Raw genomic sequence first — 24,788 nt, 5'->3', positions numbered from 1 at the left:
GTTGCGAATCAATTCATCGAATGATGTCGTGCCGGGTGATCGTCTGGTCACGCCCCGGACCCACACCGATCGCGGAAACCTGCGCCCCGGACAGTTCCTCGATCCGGTGCACGTACGCCTGCGCGTTCTTCGGCAGATCCTCGAACCGGCGGCACTCGCTGATGTCCTCCCACCAACCGGGCAGCTGCTCGTAGACCGGAACCGCGTGATGCACATCGGTCTGGGTCATCGGCATGTCCTCGGTGTGGAAACCGTCCACTTCGTAGCCGACGCAGATCGGCACCGATTCCAGTCCGGAGAGCACATCCAGCTTGGTGAGGAAGTAGTCGGTGATGCCGTTGACCCGGGTCGCGTAGCGCGCGATCACCGCGTCGAACCAGCCGGTGCGCCGGTCGCGCCCGGTGTTCACGCCGACCTCCCCGCCGACCTTGCGCAGGTGCTCGCCCATCTCGTCGGTCAGCTCGGTCGGGAACGGCCCGGAACCGACCCGGGTGGTGTACGCCTTCAGGATGCCCAGCACGGCGCTGATCCGGCCCGGCCCGATGCCCGAACCGGCGCTCGCCCCACCGGAAGTCGGGTTGGACGAGGTGACGAAGGGGTAGGTGCCGTGGTCGACATCCAGGAGGGTGCCCTGGGAACCCTCGAGCAGCATGGTCTCGCCCGCCTCGAGGGCCTTGTTCAGCTCGAGCCTGGTGTCCGCGATGCGCTTGGCGAACTGCTCACCCTGCGCGAGCACCTCGTCCGCGACCTGGGCCGGGTCCAGTGCCTTGCGGTTGTACACCTTGACCAGGATCTGGTTCTTCACCTCGAGCGCCGATTCCACCTTCTGGCGCAGGATCTTCTCGTCCAGCAGGTCCTGCACGCGCACCCCGACGCGGGCGACCTTGTCCTGGTAACAGGGCCCGATCCCGCGGCCCGTGGTGCCGATCTTGCGGCTGCCCAGGTAGCGCTCGGTGACTTTGTCGATGGCGATGTGGTACGGCATGATCAGGTGCGCGTCCGCGGAGAGCAGCAGCCTGCTGGTGTCCACGCCCTTCTCCTCGAGGCCGCGCAGCTCGTCGAGCAGGGCCCCCGGATCCACGACGACACCGTTGCCGATCACGTTCGTCACCCCCTCGGTGAGAATGCCCGAGGGGATCAGCTTGAGCGCGAAGTTCTGACCGTCCGGGAGCACGACCGTGTGCCCTGCATTGTTACCGCCCTGATAACGCACGACCCACTGCACCTGGTCGCCGAGCAGGTCGGTGGCCTTGCCCTTACCTTCGTCACCCCACTGGGCGCCGATGAGCACGATGGCAGGCATGTCAAACTCCCATTGATATTGATCGATTTGCGAAACCAAGCTGTACCGGTCGACAAGCGTACTCTCTCTTCTCGTGTCAATGATGCGAACGGCGGAACTGTCCGGGCCACTGTCCGGAAAAGAGGACATCGATCCGGCGCTGGACGTGGAACGCCTCGTGGTGCGCGGCACCGACGCCGATCTCGCCGCGGTCGCGATTCGCCTGCTGCGCAAGGGAAAACTCCAGCAGATCGCGGTCGCCTACCTGCCGTCCGGCGAATCCGAGGTCGCGGTTCGCGCCCATCCGGACACGGTGCGCACCGCCGCGGTGACCGGCATTCCGCTGATCCGCGACGATCACGGCGGGGTCGTCGTCGGTTCGGCGAGCGCGCAGGTGACCGGCGCCACGGTGTACTGCGACAGCGCGGCGGTGCTCTACCGGGACGCGGGCACCGTGCTGGTGCGCCCCGGCGGCGAAGGCGTGAAAGTCACCGTGCACAGGCGGTTTCGCAGGACCCGCTCCGCGACCGGGCGAGCGGTGCAGTTCGGTTGCGCCCCGTGCCGGCCGGTCACCGACGGTCAGCCGCATCCGAGGCCGCTCGAACGCTGGTCCTGGTATCGGCACACCGAGGATCTACGGCTGGTGACCGCGTGCTGACCCCCTACGTTCGTCGGTGAGTCACCCGAAAGTATTGCGCACGTCACATTGGTGCGCGATCGTCAAAAGATGACGAAACTTCGCTTACGTACCGCCACCATTTCACTAACCGCGGCGGCGGGCATCAGCCTGTTCGGGCTCGCCGTGCCCGCATCGGCCACCCCGCCCGGAATCCCGGACGCCGGGACCGCCCGCGGTTACCTCGGCACCCTCACCGTGGCCGCGGACGGCTCCATGGACGGCTACTCCCGGGAGAAGTTCCCGCATTGGATCGCCCAGGAGGGCAACTGCAACACCCGCGAGGACGTGCTCAAGCGCGACGGGGAGAACGTCAAGGTGGGCAGCGACTGCTACCCGACCTCGGGCACCTGGACCAGCGCCTACGACGGGCAGAAGGAGAGCAAGGCTTCCGAGGTGCAGATCGACCACATCGTCCCGCTCGCCGACGCCTGGCGCACCGGGGCCGCGAAGTGGTCCCAGGACCAGCGCCAGGCCTTCGCGAACGATCTCAAGGACCCGCAGCTGATCGCGGTCTCCGGGAGCTCGAACGAGGAGAAGAGCGACAAGACCCCGGACGAGTGGATGCCGTCCGATGCCGGTTACCGCTGTGACTACGCGGCCAGCTTCGTGGCGATCAAGCACCAGTACAAGCTGACCGTGAAGCCCGAGGAGAAGAAATCCCTCGAGGACACCCTCGGAAAGTGCTGAGTGCCTCGGAAAGTGCTGAGCGCGGGTCGGCTCAGCGGATCGTGAACCCGCCGTCCACCCGCAGTTCGGTGCCGTTGACCATCGCCGCTTCCGCCGAGGCGAGGTAGGTCACCGCGGCGGCGATCTCCTCGGGTTCGGCGAACCGCCCGGCCGGGATCTCCGCGCGATGCGCCTCGCCCGCCGGGTTGTCCCAGGCCGCGCGGCCGAGCTCGGTGAGCACCACGGTCGGCGAGACGGTGTTCACGGTGATCCCGCTCGGTCCCCATTCGAGGGCCAGTGTGCGGGTCATCCCGTTCACCCCCGCCTTGCTCGCGCAGTAGGCGACGTGTCTGTCCAACGCCACACTTGCCGCCTGGGAGGCCAGATTCACGATCCGCCCATAGCCGCGTCGCGCCATCGCCGCGCCGACCGCCTGGCACATCAGGAAGGTACCGGTGAGGTTGACCGCGATGGTCAAGTCCCAGTCCGCGACCGTGACCTCGGCGGCGGGCGCGAGCCGTGCCACGCCCGCCGAGTTGACCAGAATGTCGATCGTGCCGTGCTGCGCCAGCACCTCCGCGGTCACCGCGCGCACCGATTCCGGATCGGTCACCTCGAGGCGGTGCGTGGAAGCACAAGCGGCCGGGAACTCGGCTTTCAGGTCCGCACCGGCCACGGTGGCCCCGCGCTCGGCGAGGGTTTCGGCGACCTGGCGGCCGATGCCCGAGGCGGCACCGGTCACCAGCGCGACCCGTCCACTCAGGTCGAACATCGCCTCAGTCCGTTCCGCTCGTGGCCAGCGCCGGGTTCTTCGGCGCGGTATCGGTGCGCACGTTCAGGAACGACACCATCACGAAGGCCGCGGCGTAGAGCAGCACGAACGCCCACACCACACCGGTGTTGCCGAGCCCGATGGCCAGCACCAGCGCCACCACACCGGAACCGAGGAAGCTCGCCCCGCCCGCTGCCGTGGTGTACATGGCCATCGCCGCGCCTTTGTGCTGCGGCGCGAGCGCGGGCATGATCGCGCCCATCGGCACGAACCCGGCGAGCAGGCAGCCGAACACACAGCCCGCGGCGGTGGAAAGCCAGAAGCCCCAGGTGGATCCGGCCGGAACCATGTGCGGGACGTACCACCAGAGCAGCAATCCGACCGCGGAACCGAACACTCCGAACCACTGCACGGTGCGCCGCCAGCCCCAGCGATCTCCGACCGCGCCGAACACCGCGTTCACCAGGATGTTGGTGGCATACACCAGAACCGTCATGGTCAGCCAGCGCGCCTGCCCCCAGCCGAGCTCATCGGCGATCACCGTGGGCAGGATGATGAACATCCCGAACTCGGGGGCGGTGTTGATCAGCCGCACCAGGAAACCCATCAGGATCTTGGGCTGGCGCACGGTCAGCCGCAACCCCGCGGTGATGACCTGCAGGCTGGACTCGCCCTCGGGCGCGATCCGTTGCCTGCCACGGGGATCACGCACCCCGAACAGCATGATCAGGAACCCGATCAGCACCAGAACCGTGGAGCTGATCATCGCACCGGTCTCCCCGCCGGTGCTGCCGCCGAAGGCCGGGATCATGCCCAGCGCGAACAGCGAGCCCAGGGTCGGCAGCCCGCCGGTGAACATCACGTAGAACCAGCCGACCGCGGTGCCGTTGCGCGCGACCGGGGTGGTGATGTTCACCCAGACCAGGAACCCGAACGCGAAGAACGGGAATCCGAAACCGCGCAGGAAGTAGGTGATGAACACCAGCGGGAAGTTCGCGAGCGAAAGGCTGAGCAGGAACAGCACCTCGAACACGACCCAGATCACGAAGCCGAGCACCATCACCCGCCGCGGTCCCCACAGATCGGCGAGCGCCCCGGACAGGTAGCTGCCGACCAGCACCGCGACGCTGTACATCGAGATGATCACCGCGACGGTGGCTTCCGGGCTGTGCAACACCGCGCTGATGTGCGGCGAGATGAAGTTGGACTCGGTGCCGTTCCCGGTCATGAAGACGAGCACGGCAAGGAATCCCCAGCGCAGCTTGTGCGGGATGCCGATGCGGTCCAGGAAGGTCTCGCGGGTGCCCGCGGTGTCGAGGCTGCTCATCACCGCACCGCCGTCCCGCCGGGCAGGATGCTCACCTTGACCGAGGAACCGGCTGTGTCCCCGACCAGATCGAGTGCCTGCTGGAATTCCTCGAGCCCGAACTGATGGGTGCAGATGTCCTCGACCGGGATCTTGCCGTCCTCGATGAGCTTGATCGCGGCCGGCCAGCAGTGCGGGCCGAGGTGCGCGCCGAGCACATCGAGTTCCTTGTCATCGGAGATGATCGACCAGTCCACGCTGACATCCGAACCGAACACCGAGTACTCCACATAGGTGCCCAGCTTGCGCAACAGGTCGAGCCCCTGGCCGACCGCGGAGGGATGCCCGGTGCCCTCCAGATACACATCAGCGCCGTAGCCCTCGGTCAGTTCCTTGATCTTGGCGACCGCGTCCTCGCTGCGGATGTTGATCGTCAGGTCGGCCCCGCACTTGCGGCCGAGTTCCAGCTTGTCGTCGTCCAGATCGAGCGCGATCAGGGTCAGCGGATTCTTCTGGCGGGCACCGGCAATCAGCCCGAGTCCGATCGGCCCGCATCCCGCGACCACGACCACATCACCGAACTGGATGTTCGCCCGCTCGACCGCGTGCAGCGCGCAGGAAAGCGGTTCGGCGAACGCGGCATGTGCCGGGGCGAGCTCCTTGGACACCTTGTGCACCCGGGCCTTGGGCGGCACCAGCATGTACTCGGCCATCGCCCCGTCGTAGTTGCGGAAGCCGAACATGTCGTGCGGTCCGCACATCCAGTACTTGCCGGTGCGGCAGTAGCGGCATTCCTCGCACGGCACGATCTGCTCGCACACGATGCGGTCGCCGACCTCGGCCCGGTGCCTGCTTCGCGCCCGCTCGCTGCCGCCGACCACGGTCCCGACGAACTCATGGCCCGGCGTGCGGCCGGTCTGCGCCCATGCCGGGCGGTGCTCATCCCCCCAGAATTTCGCCGCCCCGTGGTAGCACTTCAGATCGCTCGCGCACACGCCGACGGCTTCGACCCGCAGCAGCAGGTCGTCCTCACCGGGGCGCGGCACGTCCACCTCCTCGAGGCGGTAATCCTGCGGACCGTGCACCACGACCGCTCGCATCCGATCCGGGATGTCCGACACCTGGTACCTCCATTGGCACGGGTCGCGCTGGTCTCGTGCGAACCCTCTGGACTTCTGCCGCACCTAGCATCACCATGGGCTGAACATCCGTCAACACATCCGTTCAGGTTTGAACATATGTTCACGGCACGGCCGGGAGGACGGCGCTATGGGTTCCGATCAGCACACACACCGTGACCTACGGCTGATGCATCAGGCCGCGCGGCTGTACTACCTCGAGGAGCTGAGCCAGGCCCGCGTCGCCGAGCGGCTCGCGGTCTCCCGGCCGACGGTCAGCAGGCTGCTGGCCGAAGCGCGGCGGATCGGCATGGTCCGGATCACCGTGCACGAGCCGGGGTCCCCCGCCGTGGAACCCGACCCGGAACTACTGGCCGAGGCGCTGGGCATCGAACGGGTCTGGCTTGCCCCGTTCGGGCACGGGCCGATCAGCGCGCTCGCCGAACCGGTCGGCGCCGCGCTGCGCGAGGCCGCGCTGTCTCCCGGGGAGGTGCTGCTGGTCTCCTCCGGCCAGACCGTCTACGAACTCAGCCGGACCACCCTGCCCGCGCTGCCCGGTATCGAGGTGGCACCGACCGTCGGCGGGGTATCCGAACCAGAACCGTGGCACCAGACCAACGAGATCGTGCGCGCCATCGCCGAACAGGCCGGGGCCCGGCCGCATTTCCTGTTCGCCCAGGCGATGCCGTCCAAGGTCATGCGCGCCACCCTGGCCCAGGATCCCGAGTTCTGCCAGGTCACCGAGATGTGGGGCCGGGCGAAGGTCGCACTGATCGGGATCGGTGCGCCGCCGAGCTCCCGCAGTTCCATGTCCGCGGCCATTCCGATGGATGCGGGGAGCCTGCAGACCGCGGTCGGGGACATCTGCCTGAACTTCTTCGGCCCCGCTGGGGAGGAGGTCGTCTTCCCCGGCAGCGATCGCATGGTGCGGATCAGCCCCGCCCAGTTGCGGGCGGTGCCCCGCACCATCGCGGTGGCCGCGGGCGCGGACAAGGTGGGCAGCATCATCGCGGCGGCGCACGCGAGGCTGTTCAACCGCCTGGTCACCGATCTGCGCACGGCGGAGCTGATCCTGACCACCACGCGGCCCATCTAGGGCTGCCTCCTCAGGCGCGGAGCCAGGTGAGGGTTGCCGTGACCGGCCCGCCGCGGAAGATCAACGCGAGCTCGTCGTACCGAGTGTGCGTGCGGCTCCGCTGGGCTGGGGCGATCACGCGGGACGGCCGAGCCCTGCGCACGTCGGCGGCACAGGCAATCCCGTGAGGCGGACGCCGGCATGTGTCTTGTACCGGCGATTGACGCCGACCAACAGTGCGGTGATCCGCTCACTGACACCGCTGATGTCCAGCGGGCCGCAGTCGACCGCGCGCAGACCTCGGATGCGCTCGATGAGCGCGGCGGCCACTGCCTTGTCGGCGGCCTTGTCGCCGCAGATCAGCACGTCCTCGTCGAGGACCTGGTCGAGGTCCCGCAAGGTCGCGGCGCTGACCGTCTGCATCGCGGAGACGACGGACACCCCGGCCGGGAGCAGATCCTGGGCTTGTTCCGCGGCCGAACCCGCCCACACGGTGATGGGGCGAAGCCCGCGGCGGGCCGGCACCATCGGGGCGGTCGTGTCGATCAGCAGCTGACCCGGCCGCATGACCTCGGCGATCGACCGCACCGTCTCGACGTGCGCGCTGAACGGAACCGCGATGACCACGACCGGCGCACCGTCGACCACTGCGGCGTTCTCCCCGCCGGACGCGCCCGGCAGCTGCGCGGCGGCGGCGTGTGCGGCGTCCGGACGGCGCGAACCGATACGGACGTCGATTCCGGCGTGCGCCCACCGTGTCGCGAGTCCGAGCCCGAGGGCGCCGGTACCGCCGACGATGGCGACGGTTCCGGCGCGCTGGGACGACTCGTCGAGCTGGGGCGCGGGCTGAGGGGATGCCATGGGAGCTCCTTCGTTCTCGGCTTGGCGGTTCATTCGCTGAGCGGGTGGTCTTGGCCGTTCTGCGCCGGCCCGAACCAGACGCTCTTGACATTGGTGAACTGCCGGATTCCGAACACACCGAGCTCACGCCCATAGCCACTGCGCTTGACTCCGCCGAAGGGCAGACGCGGGTCGGACGCGACCATCCCGTTGACGAACACGGCACCCGCGTCGATGCGGGGCACGAGGTGGTTCGCGCGATCGAGGTCCGAGGTCCACAGGGCCGCACCGAGACCGAACTCGGTGGCGTTGGCGATGTGGACCGCGTCGGATGCGTGCCTTGCCCGGATGACCGCGGCGACCGGACCGAAGGTCTCCTCGGCCGCGACGGCCATCTCCGGGGTGACCGTGTCGAGGACGGCGGGCCGGTAGTAGAAGCCCGGCCCCTCCGGCACCGTGCCGCCGGTGACGATCCTGGCGCCCGCCGAAACGCTGCGGCGCACCTGGTCGAGCACGTCCGCGCGGATGCTCGCCCTCGCCAACGGTCCGATCCGCACATCGCGATCGATCGGATCGCCGACGGTGAGCGCGGCGACCCCCGCGGCGAACGCCTCGGTGAACTCCGCGGCGACCGCGTCCTCGACGATGAAGCGCTTGCCCGAGATGCAGCTCTGCCCGGCGTTGAGTGTCCGGGCCGAGACGGCGGCGGCCGCGGCGGCGGGGATGTCGGCGTCCGCGAGCACGATGAACGGGTCGGAGCCACCGAGCTCGAGCACCTGGGGCTTGAGTCGCGCAGCGGCCATGGCCGCGACCTGGGCGCCGACCTCGGTGGAGCCGGTGAGGGTCAGGGCGTGGATGCGGTCGTCGGCGATGAGGTCCGGCACGGCGTCCGGGCCGGCCAGCAGTGTGGTGAACAGCCCGGCCGGGCAGCCCGCCTGCTCCCAGATCTCGGCGATCGCGAGGGCGCAACGCGGAACGTTCGACGCGTGCTTCAGCACGGCGCCGTTGCCCGCGAGCAGCGCAGGCGGCGCGAACCGGAACACCTGCCAGAGCGGGAAATTCCACGGCATCACGGCAAGCACCAGACCCAGCGGGTCATAGGCGATGTGACTGCGTGTGGCAGCGGTCTCGACGGACTCGGGGGCGAGCATCGCCGGACCGTGCTCGGCGTAGTACTCGCAGCACCAGGCGGACTTCTCGACCTCGGCTTCCGCCTCGGCGATCGGCTTGCCCATCTCCCCGGTGATCAGCGCGGCGAGCCTGTCCCGGTCGGCGCGCATGATGGCGGCGGCGCGGTGCAAGTGCTGGGCGCGGACCTCGATCGGAACCGACCGCCACTGGGCGGCCGCGGCCGCGGCCCTGGCGAGGGCCGCCTCGATCTGGTCCGGGGTGTGCGGGTCGAAGCGACCCAGGACTTCTTCGGTCGCGGGGTTGACGGAGGTGATCTGACGAACGGACATCGTGACGTCCTTCTCGAGTCGGTGCGGGGGAACGCGGTGGGAAGGTCAGGCAGGGAAATCAGGCGACGGCCTGACGGCGGACGCGCTCGGGATCCGGCCCGCTCCACAGCACGTCGTCGGCGGCCACGCGGTCATGCGCCGCCCTCGATTCGAGCGCGTCGAGCACCTCGCGGGCCAGGCGCAGATACCAGTCCGCGACCTCGGCGGGGTAGTCGGCGTAGCTGCCGTTCTCCCGCAGCACCGGTCCCTCGACGGTGGGAATGTCGGTCCGGCCGTCGAACTCGACCGTGTAAGGCTTGCCGAGCTCGGCGGCGGTGGGCGCGTCGATCGTGGCGTCGAGCTTGACCCACCGGCCCTCGACGAAGGCCTCGCCGAGCGAATGCCACGGCAGCGGGCGACCGACCGGCCCACCCCACAGCACGCGCACCTCCGGGGACAGGAACTCCATCTCCGGCGCGTCCAGCGCCTGGAAGGCGACGCGCGCCGGGATGTCGGCGGCGCGGGCCAGCGCGGTGAAGGAACTGGCCTTGCCCATGCAGAACGCGACGCCGTTCTCGAGGACGTCGCTGGCCGCTGTCTGCCCCTTCGCGAGGTAGCGGAACGAGGCCAGGATGTCGTAGGGCAGATCACGGACGTGGTGGTAGATGCGGCCCAGACGCTCGACCTCGGTCGTGGCGCCTTCGGTGATCCGGCGTGCGGTCTCGACGACGGTCGGATGGTCGGAGTCGATGTACTCGGTTGGACGGAGGTACTGGGCACCGGCGGTCTCGGTCGACCGGGAGGTCACATCGGAGGTCATGGTGCGGCTCACTTTCGGCGGGTGTGTGCGGAGGTCAGGCGGGCTGGGCGGTGCCGAGGTGCGGAAGGATCTGCTCGCCCACCATGTCGAGATAGTCGGAGTCGGCCACGTCGGGGATCGTGAACAGAAAATGGTTGATCCCAGCGGACTGGTACTCGCTGATCTGCTCGAGACAGGCCTGGGCGGAGCCGGTGATCAGGCCGCTGTCCGGGATCGACTTGAACCGCGCGCGCAGCTGTCGCTGGACCTCGGGCGACTCGGTGGGTGCGAGCAATGTCGTCACCGACAGCTCGAAGGTCGAGGGATCACGGTCGATCGCCTCGCACTCGCGGTCGAGCAGCGCCCGGCGCTGCGCGCACTTCTCGGCGGGCCACCATCGGACGTTGACGCCGTTCGCGTGCCGGACCGCGATGCGGCCGACCCGCGGCCCCTCGCCACCGATCCACAGCGGCGGGTGCGGCTGCTGGACGGGCGGCGGGTCGCAGATCGCACCGTCGATCGTGTAGAACTCGCCGCTGAACCGGGGGTTGGTCTCGGTCCAGACGCTGCGCATCACCTGCAGCGACTCGGCGAGCGCCGAGACACGGTCGCCGGTCGAGGGGAACGGGATCCCGTACGCCTCGAACTCCTGCTGGAACCAGCCCGCCCCCAGCCCCAGGTCCACGCGCCCGCCCGAGATCACGTCGAGGGTCGCAGCCATCTTGGCGAGGACGGCGGGATAGCGGTACGAGTTACACAGCACGCTGGTGCCCAGACGCAACGAGGTCGTGTCGCGCGACAGCGCGGACAGCGCCGTCCAGCACTCCAGGAGCGGGATCGACGACGGCCCCTCCACCGCAGGCGCGTCCCCGTTCGCCCCGTCGGTGATCCCGGCGTCGCGGACATAGTCGTCGGGGCTCAGCGTCAGGAAGTGGTCGCACAGCCACGCCGAGTCGAACCCGTGGGACTCCGCCGTCTGCGCGACGCGGGTCATGTCCGGATAGTTGCCCACGGACAGGCCGCGGATGGTGAGGGCGAGGATCAGGCCGACGTGCGGGCCGCCCCCGCGAGTGGGCTTCGGTGTGCCGGGTTCGGCGTCGGTCATTGTTGCAACCTTTCTGTTCTCTCTGTCATGCCGACCGTCCCGTCCGCGATGACACGGGGAAGCGTCACCGAGAATCCGTAGCGATCCGGTCGGTAGTGGAAGACCACGACCTCCAGGGGCCGGTTGTCGTGGTCGAAGCTGACGCGATCGAGGACGAGGACCGGTGCGCCCTCGTCGACGCCCAGCGCCACCGCGACATCCGCGGACGCGCCTGCGGCGTGGATCTCGTGCCGGGCCTCCGCGATGCGCGTGCCCAGCCGCTGCTCCCACATCGTGTAGGTGGTCTCGGTGGCCGGTTCGGCCGAACGCAACGGCTCGGCGGCCTCGCGCACCCAGGTCGGGAGGTGGATCGTCACCAACGCCACGGGCTGCTCACCGTCGCCGTAGCGGCGGCGGATGGTGAGCACCTCACGCTCCCCGAGCGTCCGCGCGACGTACGCCGATGCGGGCTCGACTCCGAAGCTCATGACCTCGATCTGCGGCGTGACACCGCGATCGAGCAGCACCTCCGTGATCGTGCGGACCCCGGACGACAGCTCCTGGTCCAGCGGTTCGGACACGAACGTGCCCAGCCCTTGCTTGCGCACGACCCAGCCCTGACGCTCGAGGGCGCCCACCGCGGCGCGGACGGTGATCCGGCTCAGACCGGACTCCGCGATCAACTCCTTCTCGGTGGGCAGCCGTGCGCCCGGTGGCAGTTGCTGTTTGACGATCAACGCCTTGATCTGTTCGGCCAGCTGTGCCGTGGCCGAGGTTCGACCGCGCTGGATCCGCAGGTCGGCGTCCGTCAGGTCGAGGCGCGGTCCGAAGTCTTCAGGGGATGTCATAAGTCGTATTGAACCCGGCGGAGGTGGCCCGCCGCGCCGCGACATGCCTGTGAGAGCAGGCGCCGGGTGGGCCGCCTGCGACTCGGTCTTGACATGATGCATAAGACGTTTTATAACGTATTACCCAGAGGGACGCAAGAGGCGCCCCACCCAACCGACTGGAGACACCATGGCCGACGAGAGCCCCGTGACCGTGATCGCCCGCTTCACCCCGACGCCCGAGACCTCCGGCCGACTGCAGGCACTGCTGGAGGGGATGGTGGCTCCGACCCGCGCCGAGGCGGGCTGCCACTCCTACAACCTGTTCACCACTCAGGAGGACGGTGCGGAGTTCGTCCTTCTCGAGTGCTACGAGGATTCGTCTGCCTTGGAGGCACATCGCGCGTCCACGCACTACAAGAACTACCGGGCCCAGCTCCCGGACTTGCTCGCGGCGCCGATCAACGTGACCGTTCTCGCCCCGGTCGACGTGCTCGACTGAGCACCCGGACGTCGAGTCTTCAGCTCAACGGAGAGCAAAGGAGAGCACCGTGTCCGACCTGGAGAGCGGCGTACCGCCGCTCGGCACCCGCGATCGAACCACGACCCTGCGCAGCATCGACAGGACCAGCCGCCGCGCACTCGTGGCGTCGTGGCTCGGATGGATGTTCGACGGGTTCGAGACGTACGCACTCGTCCTCGCTGGTTCGGCGGCCGTCACCGACCTGGGGACCAGCGGCCAACTCGAACGACTTCCCGCCTACGTCGGCGCGCTGGTGGCCGCGACCCTTCTGGGGTGGGCCCTGGGCGGGATCGTCGCCGGCTTCGCAGCCGACTACCTCGGGCGCCGCCGCATCCTGATGATCTCGATCCTCTGGTATGCGGTGTTCACCGGCCTGACCGCGATCGCGCCCGACTACTGGTGGCTGCTGGCCTTGCGCTTCGTCACCGGGATGGGCCTTGGCGCCGAGTGGGGCAGCGCGACGGCCCTCATCGGCGAGCTGTGGCCCGACCGCTCCCGCGGACGGGCAGCCGCCGTACTGCAGTCCGGGTTCGGGGTCGGCGCCATACTCGCGGCCCTGGCCTGGTTTCTCCTTCAGCCGCTGGGTTCCGCGGCCTGGCGGTATCTGTTCCTCATCGGCGCCCTGCCCGCACTGATCGTGCTCTACGTGCGCCGGACCGTCCACGACCCGGAGATGTGGACAGAGATCCGCGAACGCAGGCGCAATGCCAAGGCCACCGCGGCAGGCGGTGGACAGGTCGGGCCGGCGGACCGAGAGCTTTTGCGGTCTCCGTTCACGTCGGTGTTCAGCCGGCCGCACCTGCGCCGGCGGGCGCTGCGACTTCTCCTGATCACCGTGGTGTCGGTCATCGGCCTCTACAGCGTGTCGGCCTGGATCCCGCAGTACATCGGCCAACTCGCGAAGAACACGGGACTGCCCGCCAGCGCATGGTCCGCGAACGGCGGCCTGGTGTTCAATGCCGCATCCGTGCCGGGGTACCTACTGTTGGGCTACCTTGCCGACACCTGGGGCCGCAAACCCACCATGCTCGTCTACTACGCGGGCTCGGCGTTGATCCTGCCGATCTTCTTCTTCGCCGTTTCGACGCCGGGGATCGCCCTCGTCGCCGCAGGCGTCGCCGGGTTCTTCATCCTGGGGCAGTTCGCGTGGATGCCGATCTACATGCCGGAACTGTTCCCCACAGTGGGACGGGCGACCGCGATCTCGGCGGTGTTCAACTCTGCCCGGATCGCAGGCTCATTCGTCACACTCACCGCCGGTCTGCTCATCAGCCTGCTCGGGAGCATCTCGACGGCAGCGACGGCGATCGGTGTGGCGTCCTACGTGATCGCGCTCGGCCTGATCTGGTTCGTGGGCCCGGAGACAAAGGGACAACCCCTTCCCCGCTGAGCACGAATCGCTGAACACGGATACCCGGCGTGGGGTCGTGAACCACAGGTTCACGACCCCACGCCGGTCGTTCTCGTCCAGATGCCGCTTGGCAAGGAGATACGGCCGGTGAGCCGATCCCCGGACCACAGGGTGCTGCCACACCGCACGTCCGCGCACTACAAGGACTACCGGGCCCAGCTCCCGGAGCTGCTCGCGACGCCGATCGATGTCACCGTTCTGCCCCCGGTCGACGTGCGGAGTTGATCACCCGGCCAGGGCGGCCTCGAGGAACGCGTCCCGGCGCCCGCCGAGGGTTTCCGCGTCGAGATCGGTCCGGCCTTGATCGTGGACGACGGGGACGATGTACGCCATATCGGCGAGGGTGCAGCACGCCGCAACGAGATCCCAGTAGGCGAACCGGTGTGCCCGCCTGCCGGTGGCCTGTTGCCAGCCGTGCAGCACCTGCTCGGCCGCGGGGAGCCCGAAGTTCAGGGCCGCGTCGAATCGCGCCCCGCCGAGATCGACTCCCGGCGGCCCGGCACCCGCGCAGTCCCAGTCGACGAGGCCGGTGAGCCGATCGCCGGACCACAGGGTGTTGCCGTGCCACAGATCGCCGTGCACGAAAACCGTCGGGCCGACGGGCTCCGCCAGCTGTTCCAGTCGTTCCTGGGCGGCATCGAGCAGCGCCGTACTGCCCTGGGCATGACGCCGCGCCGCGAAGTCGACGTCCGCGATGGAGCGGGTCCGCAGGGGGAGTTCGGCCCCGGGTCGCAACGGGACCGAGCCCAGCGCGGCCGCCGTGGCACCGAGGCGACGCAGCCGCTCGGCGGAGGCGACTCGCGGAATCCGGCTGTGCCCGGGCAGCACCGTGGTCAGGATCGCGAGCGCACCCGCCGAGCTGCCGTCCAGGTCGGCGGCGATCAGCCGCGCAGCGGGTAACCGGTGCCGACCGGCGAGCCGCAGCGCCGCCACTTCGGTGCCGAACCGGCGGCGGTGTTCGGGATCGGCGGGGTCACCGAGGCGTAGCACGGCCGCTTCGAGTCGGCCTGCCGGTTCGAACCGCAGCAGCCACGGGTTGGCTCCCTGCCGCAATCCCGCCGCGGAGACCACCTCGGACCCGTCGGCTACGGCGTCGAGCGCCCAGCGCAGTGCCTCGCCGGAGAGCACCGGCTCAGGAGGACAGCATCTTCAGTCCGCTGACCTTCCAGGCGTTGTTCGTGAACTCCAGGTCCGCGCGGATCATGCCCAGCGTCGGGATCTGCTGGCCGCCCTTGCCCCCACCCTTGGAGTAGGTCTGCGACATGAGCGCGAGCACCCGCGAACGGTTTCCCTCGATCCGTTGCACACCAATGGAAAGCACCGCGGAGGACAGCGAGAGCTGATTCTTCGCGCCGTTGTCCCGCAGCACCTGCATCAGCTGGTCGTACTGGCTGCTGACCTTGCCGAGGATCAGTGACTTGGCCTCGTTCTTGGTCTTGTCCGGGTTCTTGTAGTCGAAGCTGAACATGGTGTTCAGTGCGTTCGTGGCCTGCTGCTTGACCTGGGTGGTCGTCTTGTTGTCCACGATCGCGGTGTTGTCGCCGAGGTTCGCGCCCGCGTTGGCGCCCGCGATCCCCGCGAACACGGCGAATCCACCGAGCAGTACGGCGATCACGGTGATGATGGCCGCGCCGCGCAGCCGCACCGGCTTGTCCTGCGCCTCGGCCGGGTCCGCGGGCTCGCTCTTCGTCTCCGCGCCGGACATCTCCGACTGCGGCGGGTAGGAAATGGTCTCGGTTCCGCGGCGTGCCTTGCTGCCGACCGGTTTCGGTTTGCCCGCCTCCTCGATGGGCTCGGCGATCTCCGGCTCGGTCTGTTCGGTTTGTTCGGCCTGTTCCGTCTGTTCGGTTTGCGGTTCGGTCTCGGCCGGCGCCGCGGCTTCGGGCGCGGCTTCTTCGGCTACGGTTTCCTCGGGCGCGGTCTCTTCGGTTACGGCTTCCTCGGTTACGGCTTCCTCGGGCGTGGTCTCTTCGGGTTCCGGGCGCGGTTTCGGCGAAGGCCTGCGCAGCCCGGCCGAGGAGGACGAACCGCGGGACTGCATGTTCGCCCGGCCCGCGACCTTACGGCGCGGACCCGGCTGCGGTTGTTGGCGGCGGGGCGGTTGTGCCACGTTCATCCTTTCCCGAGCACTGGTCTCCTCGAACGCTGCCCTTGTCAGACCTTGCTCAGTTGCCTGAATCTCCGGTCATGACCGGTGCGCCGCTGACCGAACTGGCCTTCCACGGCGCATTCCCATCGGCCCGGGTCAGATTGACCGTAACGGGCAACCGCTGGGATTTCGGGGCGGCCTTGTTCTTGTCATCAGAGTTCTTGTCGCCCGATTGCTGGGTTTCGTTCGTCGAATTCACCACCGCGAGGATGCTGGCGGTATTCGCGTGCGTGTCCAGATTGACCACGGCGCTTTCCACCAGATCGCTGCGGGTGATGAGTTTCGTATCGCCCATCTGCTTCTTGTATTTGTCGATGGTCTTGCCGACCTGCTCGTGCAGATCCCCGGTGGTCGAATTCTCCAGTTCACCCTTGAGCTGGTCGAGACGGCGGTAGTCGATGGTGGTCACGTTGATCGCGGTCTGCCCGCCGACCCGGAGCACATCCTCGCGCGCGGTCGCGTACTGCGTGTCCTGACTGGTGCTCGCCCGGATCCAGGCCAGTCCGAAGTAGATGGCGAAGCCGAGCGCGATCACCAGCAGCACGACGGAACCGATCAGGTACGGATTGCGTGCGCGTGCCCGTATTCCGGTACTGCTCGTCATCATCGCTCCATGCTAGTCGGCCGTTGTCACGTGCACGTATGTCAATCCAAGTCCAGGGCCTTCGGCAGGTCCTGCGGACCCGGCCCGAGCGGGGTGATCCCGAGCAGACCGGCCGGGGAGTCCTTGGGCTGCTGCTGCGCCTGCACCGGCTTGACCTCGACCGGTTTACCCGCGTACGGCGCGTTCACCGAGCCGCGCACGTTGATCGGGCTCCCGCTCGGCTCGGCACAGTAGGCCTGTTTGTTCTGCGGCAAGGGATTCGTGTCCGCGGCGGGCCGCTTCTTCGTGGACTCGTACCCGCGCACACACGGTGCCGGGTTCATCAGGTTCAGCGCGAAACCGAGGTTCGCGTTCCCGTTCGCATCGAGGATCGTGTCACCCGCACCGGCCAGCATCGGGTACACGACGAAGGTCTGCTCCAGGCCCTTGTTGCGGGTACGGAGCACCTCGGATGTGGTCCACAGCTGCGGGAGAAGCTTCGGGAAGTTCTGCGCATTGTCATTGACCAGACCGTTGACCTGCTGGGCCGCGGGTGGGGTTTTGTCGATCAGCGAACGGATGTCGGCATCAGATCCCTTGAGCGAGGCGGAGACCCCGCGCAGATCGCCCGCGAACTGCTTGAGGTTCGAGCCTTCCTTGATCTGGGTGCCCAGCACGGTCCTGCTGGTGTCCAGCAACTGCTGCGTGGCGGGCAGGTTGTCCTGCGCGGTCGAGATGAACTTCTGCGAATCGTCGAGCAACCGCTGCAGATCCGGCCCGGTGCCGCCGAACGCCGTGTACGCCTCGTCGACCACGGTGCGCAGCGAGTCCAGCGGCACCGAGGTGGACAGCCCGTTCACATCGTTGATCAGGTCCTGCGTGGGCAACGGGGCCGAGGTGTCCGCCGCGGCGATGGTCCGCTTGTCCTCCGGCTCGTTTTCCAGGGTTCGGCCCGTGGAACTGACTCCCTGCTTGGGTTTCAGGTCCACGTACTGCTCGCCGACCGCGGAACGGTCGGCGATCGTCCCGGTCACCTCGGCAGGAATGGGCGGCGCACTGCGATCCACGACCAGGTCCACATCGAGCCCGGTCTTGGTCAGCCGCACCTCGCCGACCCGGCCGACCTTCACCCCGCGATAGGTCACCTCGGCATTGGTGAAGATCCCGCTGGTGTCCCCGAGTTTCATCGGGACCGTGTAGGTGGTGTTCCCGATGACCCGGTCCCCGCCCGCGTAGCGCCAGGTCGCGTAGCCGACCCCGAGAATGGCCACGATCACGAACACGATCAGTTTGATCTTGGTGGTTCTGGTGATCATCTAAAAGGCACCTCCACCGGAGAGGGTTCCGAAGATGCCGCCGAGACCGCCGCCACTGCCGCTGCCCTCGCTCGGCGCGTTCGGGCCGACCTCTTGTTGTGGCTGCTGACCCTGCACCTGTTGCGGTGGCTTGCCGTAGTCCGGATCGTTCGGGTACGTCCCGGATCCGGTGCCCGCGTCCGGTTGTCCCGGTTGCGGCGGGTTCTGGTCGTTGATCCCGGGTGTTCCCGGCGGAAAGAGCCCGGTCTGGGTCAGGAAGTTCTGCCGGGAACGGCCCATGTTCTGGATGAGGTGGCCGAGGTCGAGGTCGATGTTCGCGTACAGGTTGTCGTAGTCGCCGCGGAAGGTCTTGGCCGCGTAGTCCCCGAACGGAATGGTGGCCAGCAACGGCAGCGAGTTCGCCAGATTGTCCCCGGTGTCCGCGAGCTTGCGCAGGCTGGGTTCGAGCGCCTTGAGGTCGGCGATCATGTCGGTGCGGGTCTTGTCGATCGTGTCGACGGTGACCCCGGAGAGCCGTTGCATCGCCTTGAGCATGCCCACCAGCTGGGTGCGCTGGTCGCGCAGGGTCTTCAGGCCTGGGGTCAGGTTGTCGATCGCCCCGGTGAGCCGGTCCTTCTGCGCATCCAGAGTTCCCGACAACTTCTGCGCGTTGTCCAGTGCCTTGAGGATGTCCCCGGAATGACTGTCCAAAGTGGACACCAGGTTGGTGAGATTGCGCAGCAGGCCCTTGATATCGCCTTCCCGCCCGCTCATCGCATTGCTGAGTTCATTGGAGATGGTGCGGATCTGCGGCAGCCCGCCGTTGTTGAGCAGCAGGGAAAGGGCACCGAAGATCTGCTCGACCTCGACGTGGTTGAAGTTCGGGTCCTCCTGCAGCTTCGCGTTGTTCGCGAGCCGGCCGTGCGCGCCGTCCGGCGGGTCGACCAGTTCCACGAACTTCTCGCCGAGCAGGCTCGTCTGGCGCAGCTGCCCCATGGCGTTCTCCGGCAGCTTGGTCTGCCCACGGTTGGTCTCGATGGTGACATCGGCCTGCCACTTACCGGACTGCTTGTTGGCCAGCGCGATGTCGGTGACCTTGCCGACGGTGACGTTGTGGATCTTCACCGCGGCCTGGGGCACGAGGTCGTAGACGTTGTTCATCCGCACGTGCAGGGTCAGCGGATCGCTGCCGAGGTCCGCCCCGCCGGGAAGCGGCACATCATAGAGGCCGTTGGACAGCCCGCATCCGGTAAGCGCGAGGCTGACCGAGGCCCCGATCGCGGCGGCGGTGACGAATCGCTTGGTGCGCCTGGCCTTCCGGCTCGACACGGGCGGTGTCACGGAGGCGGCCGCCGCGGTCCGGGCGCGCACCCGTTCGGTGTGCCTGCGGGCCCGTTCGGCACGCCGGGCGGAGAAGGCCGCGATGCTGGGATCCTCGCGGGGATCCTCGCGAGAGTTCGACGCGGTCATCACTTGCCTCCCTTCGGCGCCTCGTTCTGGCTGGCCGACTCGAGGGCGTTCAGCGCGGGCTTGGGCAGCTGCGGGAGTTTGCCCTGGCGCAGCGCGGTGATCACGCTGGACAGCGGCGGCAGCGGGATGATGCCCTGCACGATGTCCGCGACCGACTGGCAGGCCTTGCCGAGGTCCTGGGGCAGCTTGCTGTGGTCGAAGTTCTTGATCATCGTGCACAGCATGGTCAGCGGTGGATCGGTCAGCTCCTGCAGCGCGGGCCGCGCGTCCAGGGTTCCCGAGGACGCGTTGTAGGCGCCGTACAGGTTGTCCAGGGCGAGCGGGGCGAGGTCGAGGGTCTCGGCGAGCGGACCCCGATTGTCCGCGATGGTCTTGCTGACCTTGGTCAGATTGTCCACATTGGACTTGATGCCGCCACGGTTCTTGCCGACGAACTCCTTGACCTTGGCCAGGGTCGGGCCGAGATCCTTGACCGCCGCGGTGAGCTCCCCGCGTTCATCGTCGAGAAACCCGGAGACATCGGTGACTCGCTTGGAGAAGTCCTGCACCTGGGCGTCGTTCTGCTGCAGCATGGTGGTGAACTTGGCGAGCTCCTGCACCGTGCCGAACAGATCGCCCTTGCTGTTGTTCAGGGTCTCGGCCGCCTTGGACAGGCCCTGCAGGGTCTGGGCGATGTTCTGTCCGTTGCCCGCGAGGTTCGCCGCCCCGGTGTTGAGCACATCGGAGAGCGCGCCGTTCTTGTTGGCACCATTGGGACCCAGGGTCTGGGACAACTTGTCGAGGGTGCGGTAGGCATCGTCGATCTCGGTCGGGGTACGCGTCCGGTTCAGCCCGATGATCGTGTTCTTCCCGGCCTTGGCGCCACCGTGGAACGGGGGCAGCTGGATGTAGCGGTCGCTGACCACCGAGGGCAGGATCACCACGGCCGTCGGATTCGCGGGCAGGGTCACCCCGTCCTCGACGGTCATCTGCACCTTGACCCGGTTGTCCTGCGGGGTGACCTCGTCGATCGAACCGACCGGGACACCGAGCACCCGCACGGTGCCGCCGGGATAGACGCCGATCCCGTTCGCGAAGTAGGCGGTGACCTTGGTGCCCGCCGCCGCCGAGAAGGCCCACCACAGCGCGGCGGTGAGCAGCAGGGCGACGACGCAGCCGATCGCGATCCCGCGCGCGAGATCGAGCCGCAGTTTCGTGCTCGCCGTCATTTGTCCCCCTCGTGTGGCCAGGAACAGTCGGCGCCGTTCACCCCGGGAAGGGACGGGGGAAGGATCAGGCCGCAGATGTAGGCGTCGAACCAGCGGCCGTTGCCGAGCGCGTTGTTGAACACCCGGACGAACGGGGCCAGGTTCTGAATACCGCGCGCGAGGCTCTGCTGATTGTGTTCGAGCATGCCGGTGAACTGATTGAGCTTGTCCAGCACCGGCTTGAGTTGCGCGTCGTTCTCGTCGATCAGTCCGTCGACCTGTTTCGACAGCTGCTGGGCCATTTTCAGCAGTGTGTCGATGGCCTGCTTACGTTGCTGTATCTCGGAAAGCAGCGAGCTACCGTCCCCGAGGATCTTCTCCACCTGCTGATTACGGCTGGCCAGGGTGGACGAGATCTGCTTGGTGTTGTTCAGCAACTGTTGCAGCTGGGCATCCCGCGAGGAGATCGTCTTGGAGATTCGGGACAACCCGTCCAGCGAGGAGCGAACATTGGCCGGGGTGTCCTTGAACGTGTCGGACAGCGTCTCCAGGCTGTTCGCCAGCTGATCGGTGTTGATGTCGGAAACCCGGTCGGCGAGCCCGTTGAACGCGTCCTGCACGTCGTAGTAGATCGACTCGGCGGTGTTCTCTCCCATGGGGTCGCCGGGATTGCGCGCCTTCGAACCGCGCGATTCCACGTCGAGGTATTTCTGCCCGAGCAGGGTCTGCAGTTTGATCGCGACCTCGCTCTTGTCCCCGATGAACGCGTCCTTGATCCGGAAATCGACGCGCACATGGTCCCCGTCGAGGCGGACGTCGGAAACCTTGCCCGCCTTGACCCCGCCGATGCGTACGGTCGCCCCGGAGTCCAGCCCCGCGGCTTCCCGCACGTTCGCGGTGTAGGTCGTGCCGCCGCCGATCAGCGGCAGGTTGTCCGAGTTCAGCGCGGCGGCCACCAGCAGCACGATCACCACGAGGCTGGTGATCCCGATCGGAATGGGATTGCGCGAGGAGAAGGATTTCACTGCTTGCACCTCGCCTGGGTCGAGTTACCGATCGGCAGGCTCACCGGTTTCGGCATCAGGCCGGGAACCCGCACGTCGAGGTTCGTGGTGCAGGAATAGAACTGGAACCAGGAACCGTAACTGCCCGCGCGGGAGATCGTCGCGACCTTGTCCGGGAGGTACTGCAGGAAATGCTCCACCTGCGGCTGGTGCGCATTGAGGTTGTCCGCGAACCGGCCCAGTTGCTGCACGTCCTTTTTCACCGGGTCACGCAGATCACCGACGAATCCGGAGACCGTGTCCGCCAGACCGCCGAGGGTGTCCACGGCGTCCCCGATCGGTTTCCGGTCCTCGTCGAGCCCGCTGATCAGCTGCTGCACCGTGTCCACCAGGTCGGTGAACTGCGGGGCGTGCGCGTTCAGCGTGGTCAGCGCCGAGTTCAGGTTGGTGATCACCTTCCCGATCACGGCGTCCTTGTCCGCGATCTTGGAGGTCAGCGAGGCGGTGGTGGCCAGCAGACCGTTGACCGTGCTGCCCTCGCCCTGCAGCACCTGCACGATCTCGCTGGACAGCTTGTTCACATCCTGCGGGTTCAGCGCCTGGAACAGCGGGGAGAACCCGTTGAACAGCTTGGTCAGGTCGACCGCGGGGCGGGTGCGATCCATGGGAATGACGTCCCCGGGGTTGAGCGTGGCGTTCGCGTCCCCGGTCCCTTGGTCGAGCTCTACATAGCGCTGCCCGACCAGGTTCCGGTAGCGGACCGCCGCGTGCACCGATGCCGGGATGCGCACGGACTTGTCCACGCTGAACCCGATCTCGGCGGAGTCCTTGTCCACGATCTTGATGGAGCTGACCTCGCCGACCTTCACCCCGGCGATGCGCACATCGTCACCCGCGTTGAGCGAGGTGACATCGGAGAACCGGGCGCGGTAGTCGCTCGACGCGGAGAAGTTCGCGTTGGCGATGGTCAGCGCGAGCAGCCCGGTCGCGAGCACCGTGACGAGCACGAACGCGAGCAGTTTGATCAGCGGAGCGAGCAGTCCCCTCATTTCGCACCCGCCCCCGGATAGTCGACGGTGGCACCGCGCATCAGCGGCCCGATCAGCAGGGTCGACCAGCGCGGAACCTGGGCGGCCGGTATCCCGAGCGCGGGCGCGGTCAGCGAGGTGACCAGGTCCTGCTCGGCTTTGGAGTTCGGCGGGCCGTAGGAGTCCGATGACGCCGACTGCGGGGTGGTGACCAGCTTCGCCGCCTGATCCGGCGGCAGCATGCCGTCACTCTGGGTCCGCGGAGCGGGCGGCTGCGAGGCACCGTCCTTGATCGCGCCCTCCGGGGGCATCTGCGGGAACGGGTCCGGGCGCGGGCTGATGTCGTAGCAGCGCGGGCCACGGGTGTCGTCGTAGCGTGGCGTGTCCAGGCCTGCCTTGTACGGCCCCCGGTTCACGTTGATCTGCAGGTTCGCGTGCAGCCCCGGCTTGTCGGTTCCCTTACCGAAGGCCTTGTCCGCCTTGGGCACCAGCCGGGCGAGGCTGCGGAAGAAGCAGGGCACCTGCGGGGCGTACTTCTGCATGGTCTCGAGCGTGGGGCGCAGGCTCTTCCCGACCCCGATCAGGTTGTGCTCATTGGCCGCGAGGAAGTTCTGCAGGTTCGCCGAGGTTCCCGAGACCGTGCTGTACAGGTTGTCCAGGTTGCCCCGCTGCTGGGCGAGGGTGTTGGTCGTGGTGCGCAGATTGGTCAGCGCGTCGGTGGCGACCGGGAGCACGTCGTTGTACGTGTTCGAGACCTTGACCAGCTTGCTGATGTCGTCGGTGAGCGCGGGCAGCTGCGGGTTGAGCCGCTTGACGTACTCGTTGACCTGGGTGATCGTCTGGCCGAGCTGTTCACCGCGGCCCTGCAGGGCGGTGGAGACCGCGGCCAGGGTCGCGGAGAGCTTCTCCGGTTCGACCGCCTTGAGCACCGGGAGGAAGTTGTTCAGCGCCTGCTCGACCTCGACCGCTCCGGCGCTCTTGTTCTGCGCGATACGGCCCCCGTCGGCGAGCACCGGGCCGTTGTCCCCCGGCGCGTAGCCGAGGTTCACGTACTGCTCCCCGAACAGCGATTTGGGCAGCAGCTGCGCGGTCGCGTCGGCCGGGATCTGCTTGGCGTACTCGGGTTTGATGGCCAGTTCGAGGTCCGCGCCGCCGAAGTCCGCCTTGATCGCGGTGACCTCGCCGATCACCGTGCCGTGCGCCTTCACGTCGGCCTCGGGCTGCATCTGGCTGCCGATGGTGTCGGTGCGCAGGCTGACGCTGACCACCGGGGTGAACGCCTTGTTGTAGAACGCGATCGTCAGCGCGAAGAACGCGAAGATCAACACGACGAGCAGCAACCCGAGTAGTTTCTTGCGCACACTTGCCAGGACCCCGGTCAATTCGCGATCCTCACGGTCGTGGTCGCGCCCCAGATCGCGAGCGAGAGGAAGAAGTCCAGCAGGGTGACGTTGACGATCGTGGTGCGCACGGCCTTACCGACCGCGACGCCGACCCCGGCCGGTCCACCACTCGCCGTGTAGCCGTAGTAACAGTGCGTCAAGATGATCACCACACTGAACACGAGTACCTTGCCGAAGGACCACAGCACATCCTCCGGTGGCAGGAACAGGTTGAAGTAGTGGTCATAGGTACCACCTGACTGTCCGTACACGGTGATCGTGATCAGCCGGGCGGCGATGTACGAGGTCATCAGGCCGATCACGTACAACGGGATAACAGCCACGAAGCCCGCGAGGATACGGGTGGTCACCAGATACGGCAGCGAGGGAACACCCATCACCTCGAGCGCGTCGACCTCCTCGGAGATGCGCATCGCGCCGAGCTGGGCGGTGAACCCGGCACCGACCGTGGCCGAGAGCGCGAGCCCGGCGGCCAGCGGGGCGATCTCGCGGGTGTTGAAGTACGCCGACATGAAGCCGGTGAACGCCGCGGTACCGATCTGGTTCAGCGCGGTGTAGCCCTGCAGTCCGACGACGATCCCGGTGAACAGGGTCAGCCCGATCATCACGCCGACCGTGCCCGCGATCAGCGCGAGGGCCCCGGAACCGAAGCTGACCTCGGCGAGCAGCCGGAGCACTTCCTTGGTGTAACGCTTGAGCGCGCGCGGGGTCCAGGCCAGCGCGCGCAGGTAGAACGACATCTGCTCGCCGAGCGAATCGAGCAGCCGTAACGGCGCACCGGCGACATTACGCGCGCTGCGGCCGAAGTTGGTCAGGGCACTCACAGGCTCACCTCGCTGAGGCTCGGT

25 protein-coding genes are annotated in these 24,788 nt (G+C 67.7%); 6 read left to right on the top strand and 19 right to left on the bottom strand.

Going from position 1 to position 24,788, the window contains the following annotated elements; all coding sequences use genetic code 11:
- Positions 1 to 13 precede the first annotated feature (13 nt).
- Complete coding sequence (locus tag A37U_RS0125720) at positions 14 to 1,303, bottom strand: adenylosuccinate synthase (protein ID WP_020499547.1); 1,290 nt, start codon at positions 1,301 to 1,303, stop codon at positions 14 to 16.
- A gap of 73 nt (positions 1,304 to 1,376) precedes the next feature.
- On the opposite strand from A37U_RS0125720, the gene A37U_RS45280 reads away from it, so the two are divergent.
- Together A37U_RS45280 and A37U_RS0125710 are read left to right on the top strand one after the other, a co-directional pair.
- A complete protein-coding gene (locus A37U_RS45280; protein WP_157183022.1) occupies positions 1,377 to 1,940 on the top strand; it encodes a hypothetical protein in 564 nt (187 codons plus the stop codon).
- A gap of 69 nt (positions 1,941 to 2,009) precedes the next feature.
- Positions 2,010 to 2,648 carry an HNH endonuclease family protein gene (locus A37U_RS0125710; protein WP_020499545.1) on the top strand — a complete coding sequence of 213 codons (639 nt, stop codon included), beginning with the start codon at positions 2,010 to 2,012 and terminating at the stop codon, positions 2,646 to 2,648.
- A 31-nt stretch (positions 2,649 to 2,679) separates the two neighbouring features.
- On the opposite strand, the gene A37U_RS0125705 is transcribed toward A37U_RS0125710, so the two are convergent.
- The 3 genes from A37U_RS0125705 to A37U_RS0125695 are packed head-to-tail and all read right to left on the bottom strand — an operon-like array spanning position 2,680 to position 5,826.
- Positions 2,680 to 3,399, bottom strand: a complete 720-nt coding sequence (locus A37U_RS0125705; protein ID WP_020499544.1) for a GolD/DthD family dehydrogenase — start codon at positions 3,397 to 3,399, stop codon at positions 2,680 to 2,682.
- Between the two features lie 4 nt (positions 3,400 to 3,403).
- Positions 3,404 to 4,726 carry an RbtT/DalT/CsbX family MFS transporter gene (locus tag A37U_RS45275; RefSeq protein ID WP_020499543.1) on the bottom strand — a complete coding sequence of 441 codons (1,323 nt, stop codon included), beginning with the start codon at positions 4,724 to 4,726 and terminating at the stop codon, positions 3,404 to 3,406.
- Positions 4,726 to 5,826 carry an alcohol dehydrogenase catalytic domain-containing protein gene (locus tag A37U_RS0125695; RefSeq protein ID WP_020499542.1) on the bottom strand — a complete coding sequence of 367 codons (1,101 nt, stop codon included), beginning with the start codon at positions 5,824 to 5,826 and terminating at the stop codon, positions 4,726 to 4,728. The genes A37U_RS45275 and A37U_RS0125695 overlap by 1 nt, the downstream gene beginning before the upstream one ends.
- Before the next feature lie 148 nt (positions 5,827 to 5,974).
- On the opposite strand from A37U_RS0125695, the gene A37U_RS0125690 reads away from it, so the two are divergent.
- Positions 5,975 to 6,919 (top strand): sugar-binding transcriptional regulator, encoded by a 945-nt coding sequence (locus A37U_RS0125690; RefSeq protein WP_020499541.1) that lies wholly within the window; start codon positions 5,975 to 5,977, stop codon positions 6,917 to 6,919.
- 114 nt (positions 6,920 to 7,033) lie between these two features.
- Here A37U_RS0125690 and npdG read toward each other — a convergent pair whose 3' ends face one another.
- Genes npdG through A37U_RS0125660 form a run of 5 tightly spaced genes read right to left on the bottom strand, consistent with a single transcriptional unit; the run spans position 7,034 to position 11,908 of the window.
- Complete coding sequence (gene npdG, locus A37U_RS0125680; protein WP_020499539.1) at positions 7,034 to 7,759, bottom strand: NADPH-dependent F420 reductase; 726 nt, start codon at positions 7,757 to 7,759, stop codon at positions 7,034 to 7,036.
- A 29-nt stretch (positions 7,760 to 7,788) separates the two neighbouring features.
- On the bottom strand, positions 7,789 to 9,198 hold the full coding sequence (locus tag A37U_RS0125675; protein WP_020499538.1) for an NAD-dependent succinate-semialdehyde dehydrogenase: 1,410 nt from the start codon (positions 9,196 to 9,198) through the stop codon (positions 7,789 to 7,791).
- A gap of 58 nt (positions 9,199 to 9,256) precedes the next feature.
- Positions 9,257 to 9,997 (bottom strand): transglutaminase-like domain-containing protein, encoded by a 741-nt coding sequence (locus tag A37U_RS0125670; protein ID WP_020499537.1) that lies wholly within the window; start codon positions 9,995 to 9,997, stop codon positions 9,257 to 9,259.
- A 34-nt stretch (positions 9,998 to 10,031) separates the two neighbouring features.
- A complete protein-coding gene (locus tag A37U_RS0125665; RefSeq protein WP_020499536.1) occupies positions 10,032 to 11,081 on the bottom strand; it encodes a TIGR03619 family F420-dependent LLM class oxidoreductase in 1,050 nt (349 codons plus the stop codon).
- On the bottom strand, positions 11,078 to 11,908 hold the full coding sequence (locus A37U_RS0125660) for an Rv0792c family HTH-type transcriptional regulator (protein ID WP_020499535.1): 831 nt from the start codon (positions 11,906 to 11,908) through the stop codon (positions 11,078 to 11,080). Before A37U_RS0125660 ends, A37U_RS0125665 begins: the two co-directional genes overlap by 4 nt.
- 169 nt (positions 11,909 to 12,077) lie before the next feature.
- On the opposite strand from A37U_RS0125660, the gene A37U_RS0125655 reads away from it, so the two are divergent.
- The 3 genes from A37U_RS0125655 to A37U_RS51890 all read left to right on the top strand — a co-directional run bounded on the left by A37U_RS0125655 (position 12,078) and on the right by A37U_RS51890 (position 14,046).
- Positions 12,078 to 12,389 carry a putative quinol monooxygenase gene (locus A37U_RS0125655; protein ID WP_020499534.1) on the top strand — a complete coding sequence of 104 codons (312 nt, stop codon included), beginning with the start codon at positions 12,078 to 12,080 and terminating at the stop codon, positions 12,387 to 12,389.
- Between the two features lie 49 nt (positions 12,390 to 12,438).
- Positions 12,439 to 13,800, top strand: a complete 1,362-nt coding sequence (locus tag A37U_RS0125650) for an MFS transporter (protein WP_020499533.1) — start codon at positions 12,439 to 12,441, stop codon at positions 13,798 to 13,800.
- A gap of 108 nt (positions 13,801 to 13,908) precedes the next feature.
- Positions 13,909 to 14,046, top strand: coding sequence for a hypothetical protein (locus A37U_RS51890; protein ID WP_205623018.1), 138 nt, complete (start codon positions 13,909 to 13,911; stop codon positions 14,044 to 14,046).
- Here A37U_RS51890 and A37U_RS0125640 read toward each other — a convergent pair whose 3' ends face one another.
- From A37U_RS0125640 to A37U_RS0125595, 10 genes are read right to left on the bottom strand one after another with little or no spacing between them, the layout of a single operon-like run.
- On the bottom strand, positions 14,047 to 14,949 hold the full coding sequence (locus tag A37U_RS0125640; protein ID WP_020499531.1) for an aminoglycoside phosphotransferase family protein: 903 nt from the start codon (positions 14,947 to 14,949) through the stop codon (positions 14,047 to 14,049).
- Positions 14,950 to 14,953: 4 nt separating this feature from the next.
- Positions 14,954 to 15,931, bottom strand: coding sequence for a hypothetical protein (locus A37U_RS0125635; protein WP_157183020.1), 978 nt, complete (start codon positions 15,929 to 15,931; stop codon positions 14,954 to 14,956).
- Positions 15,932 to 15,986: 55 nt separating this feature from the next.
- On the bottom strand, positions 15,987 to 16,577 hold the full coding sequence (locus A37U_RS0125630) for a hypothetical protein (protein ID WP_020499529.1): 591 nt from the start codon (positions 16,575 to 16,577) through the stop codon (positions 15,987 to 15,989).
- Between the two features lie 38 nt (positions 16,578 to 16,615).
- Positions 16,616 to 17,869, bottom strand: coding sequence for an MCE family protein (locus A37U_RS0125625; protein WP_020499528.1), 1,254 nt, complete (start codon positions 17,867 to 17,869; stop codon positions 16,616 to 16,618).
- Complete coding sequence (locus A37U_RS0125620) at positions 17,870 to 19,318, bottom strand: MCE family protein (RefSeq protein WP_020499527.1); 1,449 nt, start codon at positions 19,316 to 19,318, stop codon at positions 17,870 to 17,872.
- On the bottom strand, positions 19,318 to 20,526 hold the full coding sequence (locus tag A37U_RS0125615; RefSeq protein ID WP_020499526.1) for an MCE family protein: 1,209 nt from the start codon (positions 20,524 to 20,526) through the stop codon (positions 19,318 to 19,320). The genes A37U_RS0125620 and A37U_RS0125615 overlap by 1 nt, the downstream gene beginning before the upstream one ends.
- Positions 20,523 to 21,530 carry an MCE family protein gene (locus A37U_RS0125610; protein ID WP_020499525.1) on the bottom strand — a complete coding sequence of 336 codons (1,008 nt, stop codon included), beginning with the start codon at positions 21,528 to 21,530 and terminating at the stop codon, positions 20,523 to 20,525. The genes A37U_RS0125615 and A37U_RS0125610 overlap by 4 nt, the downstream gene beginning before the upstream one ends.
- On the bottom strand, positions 21,527 to 22,558 hold the full coding sequence (locus tag A37U_RS0125605; protein ID WP_020499524.1) for an MCE family protein: 1,032 nt from the start codon (positions 22,556 to 22,558) through the stop codon (positions 21,527 to 21,529). Before A37U_RS0125605 ends, A37U_RS0125610 begins: the two co-directional genes overlap by 4 nt.
- On the bottom strand, positions 22,555 to 23,919 hold the full coding sequence (locus A37U_RS0125600) for an MCE family protein (RefSeq protein ID WP_020499523.1): 1,365 nt from the start codon (positions 23,917 to 23,919) through the stop codon (positions 22,555 to 22,557). The genes A37U_RS0125605 and A37U_RS0125600 overlap by 4 nt, the downstream gene beginning before the upstream one ends.
- Positions 23,916 to 24,680, bottom strand: coding sequence for an MlaE family ABC transporter permease (locus A37U_RS0125595; protein ID WP_083933871.1), 765 nt, complete (start codon positions 24,678 to 24,680; stop codon positions 23,916 to 23,918). The genes A37U_RS0125600 and A37U_RS0125595 overlap by 4 nt, the downstream gene beginning before the upstream one ends.
- Positions 24,681 to 24,788 lie beyond the last annotated feature (108 nt).

The sequence above is a fragment of the Sciscionella marina DSM 45152 genome (assembly GCF_000379465.1).
Lineage (GTDB): Bacteria > Actinomycetota > Actinomycetes > Mycobacteriales > Pseudonocardiaceae > Sciscionella > Sciscionella marina.
This window is presented reverse-complemented; position numbering and strand designations above follow the sequence as displayed.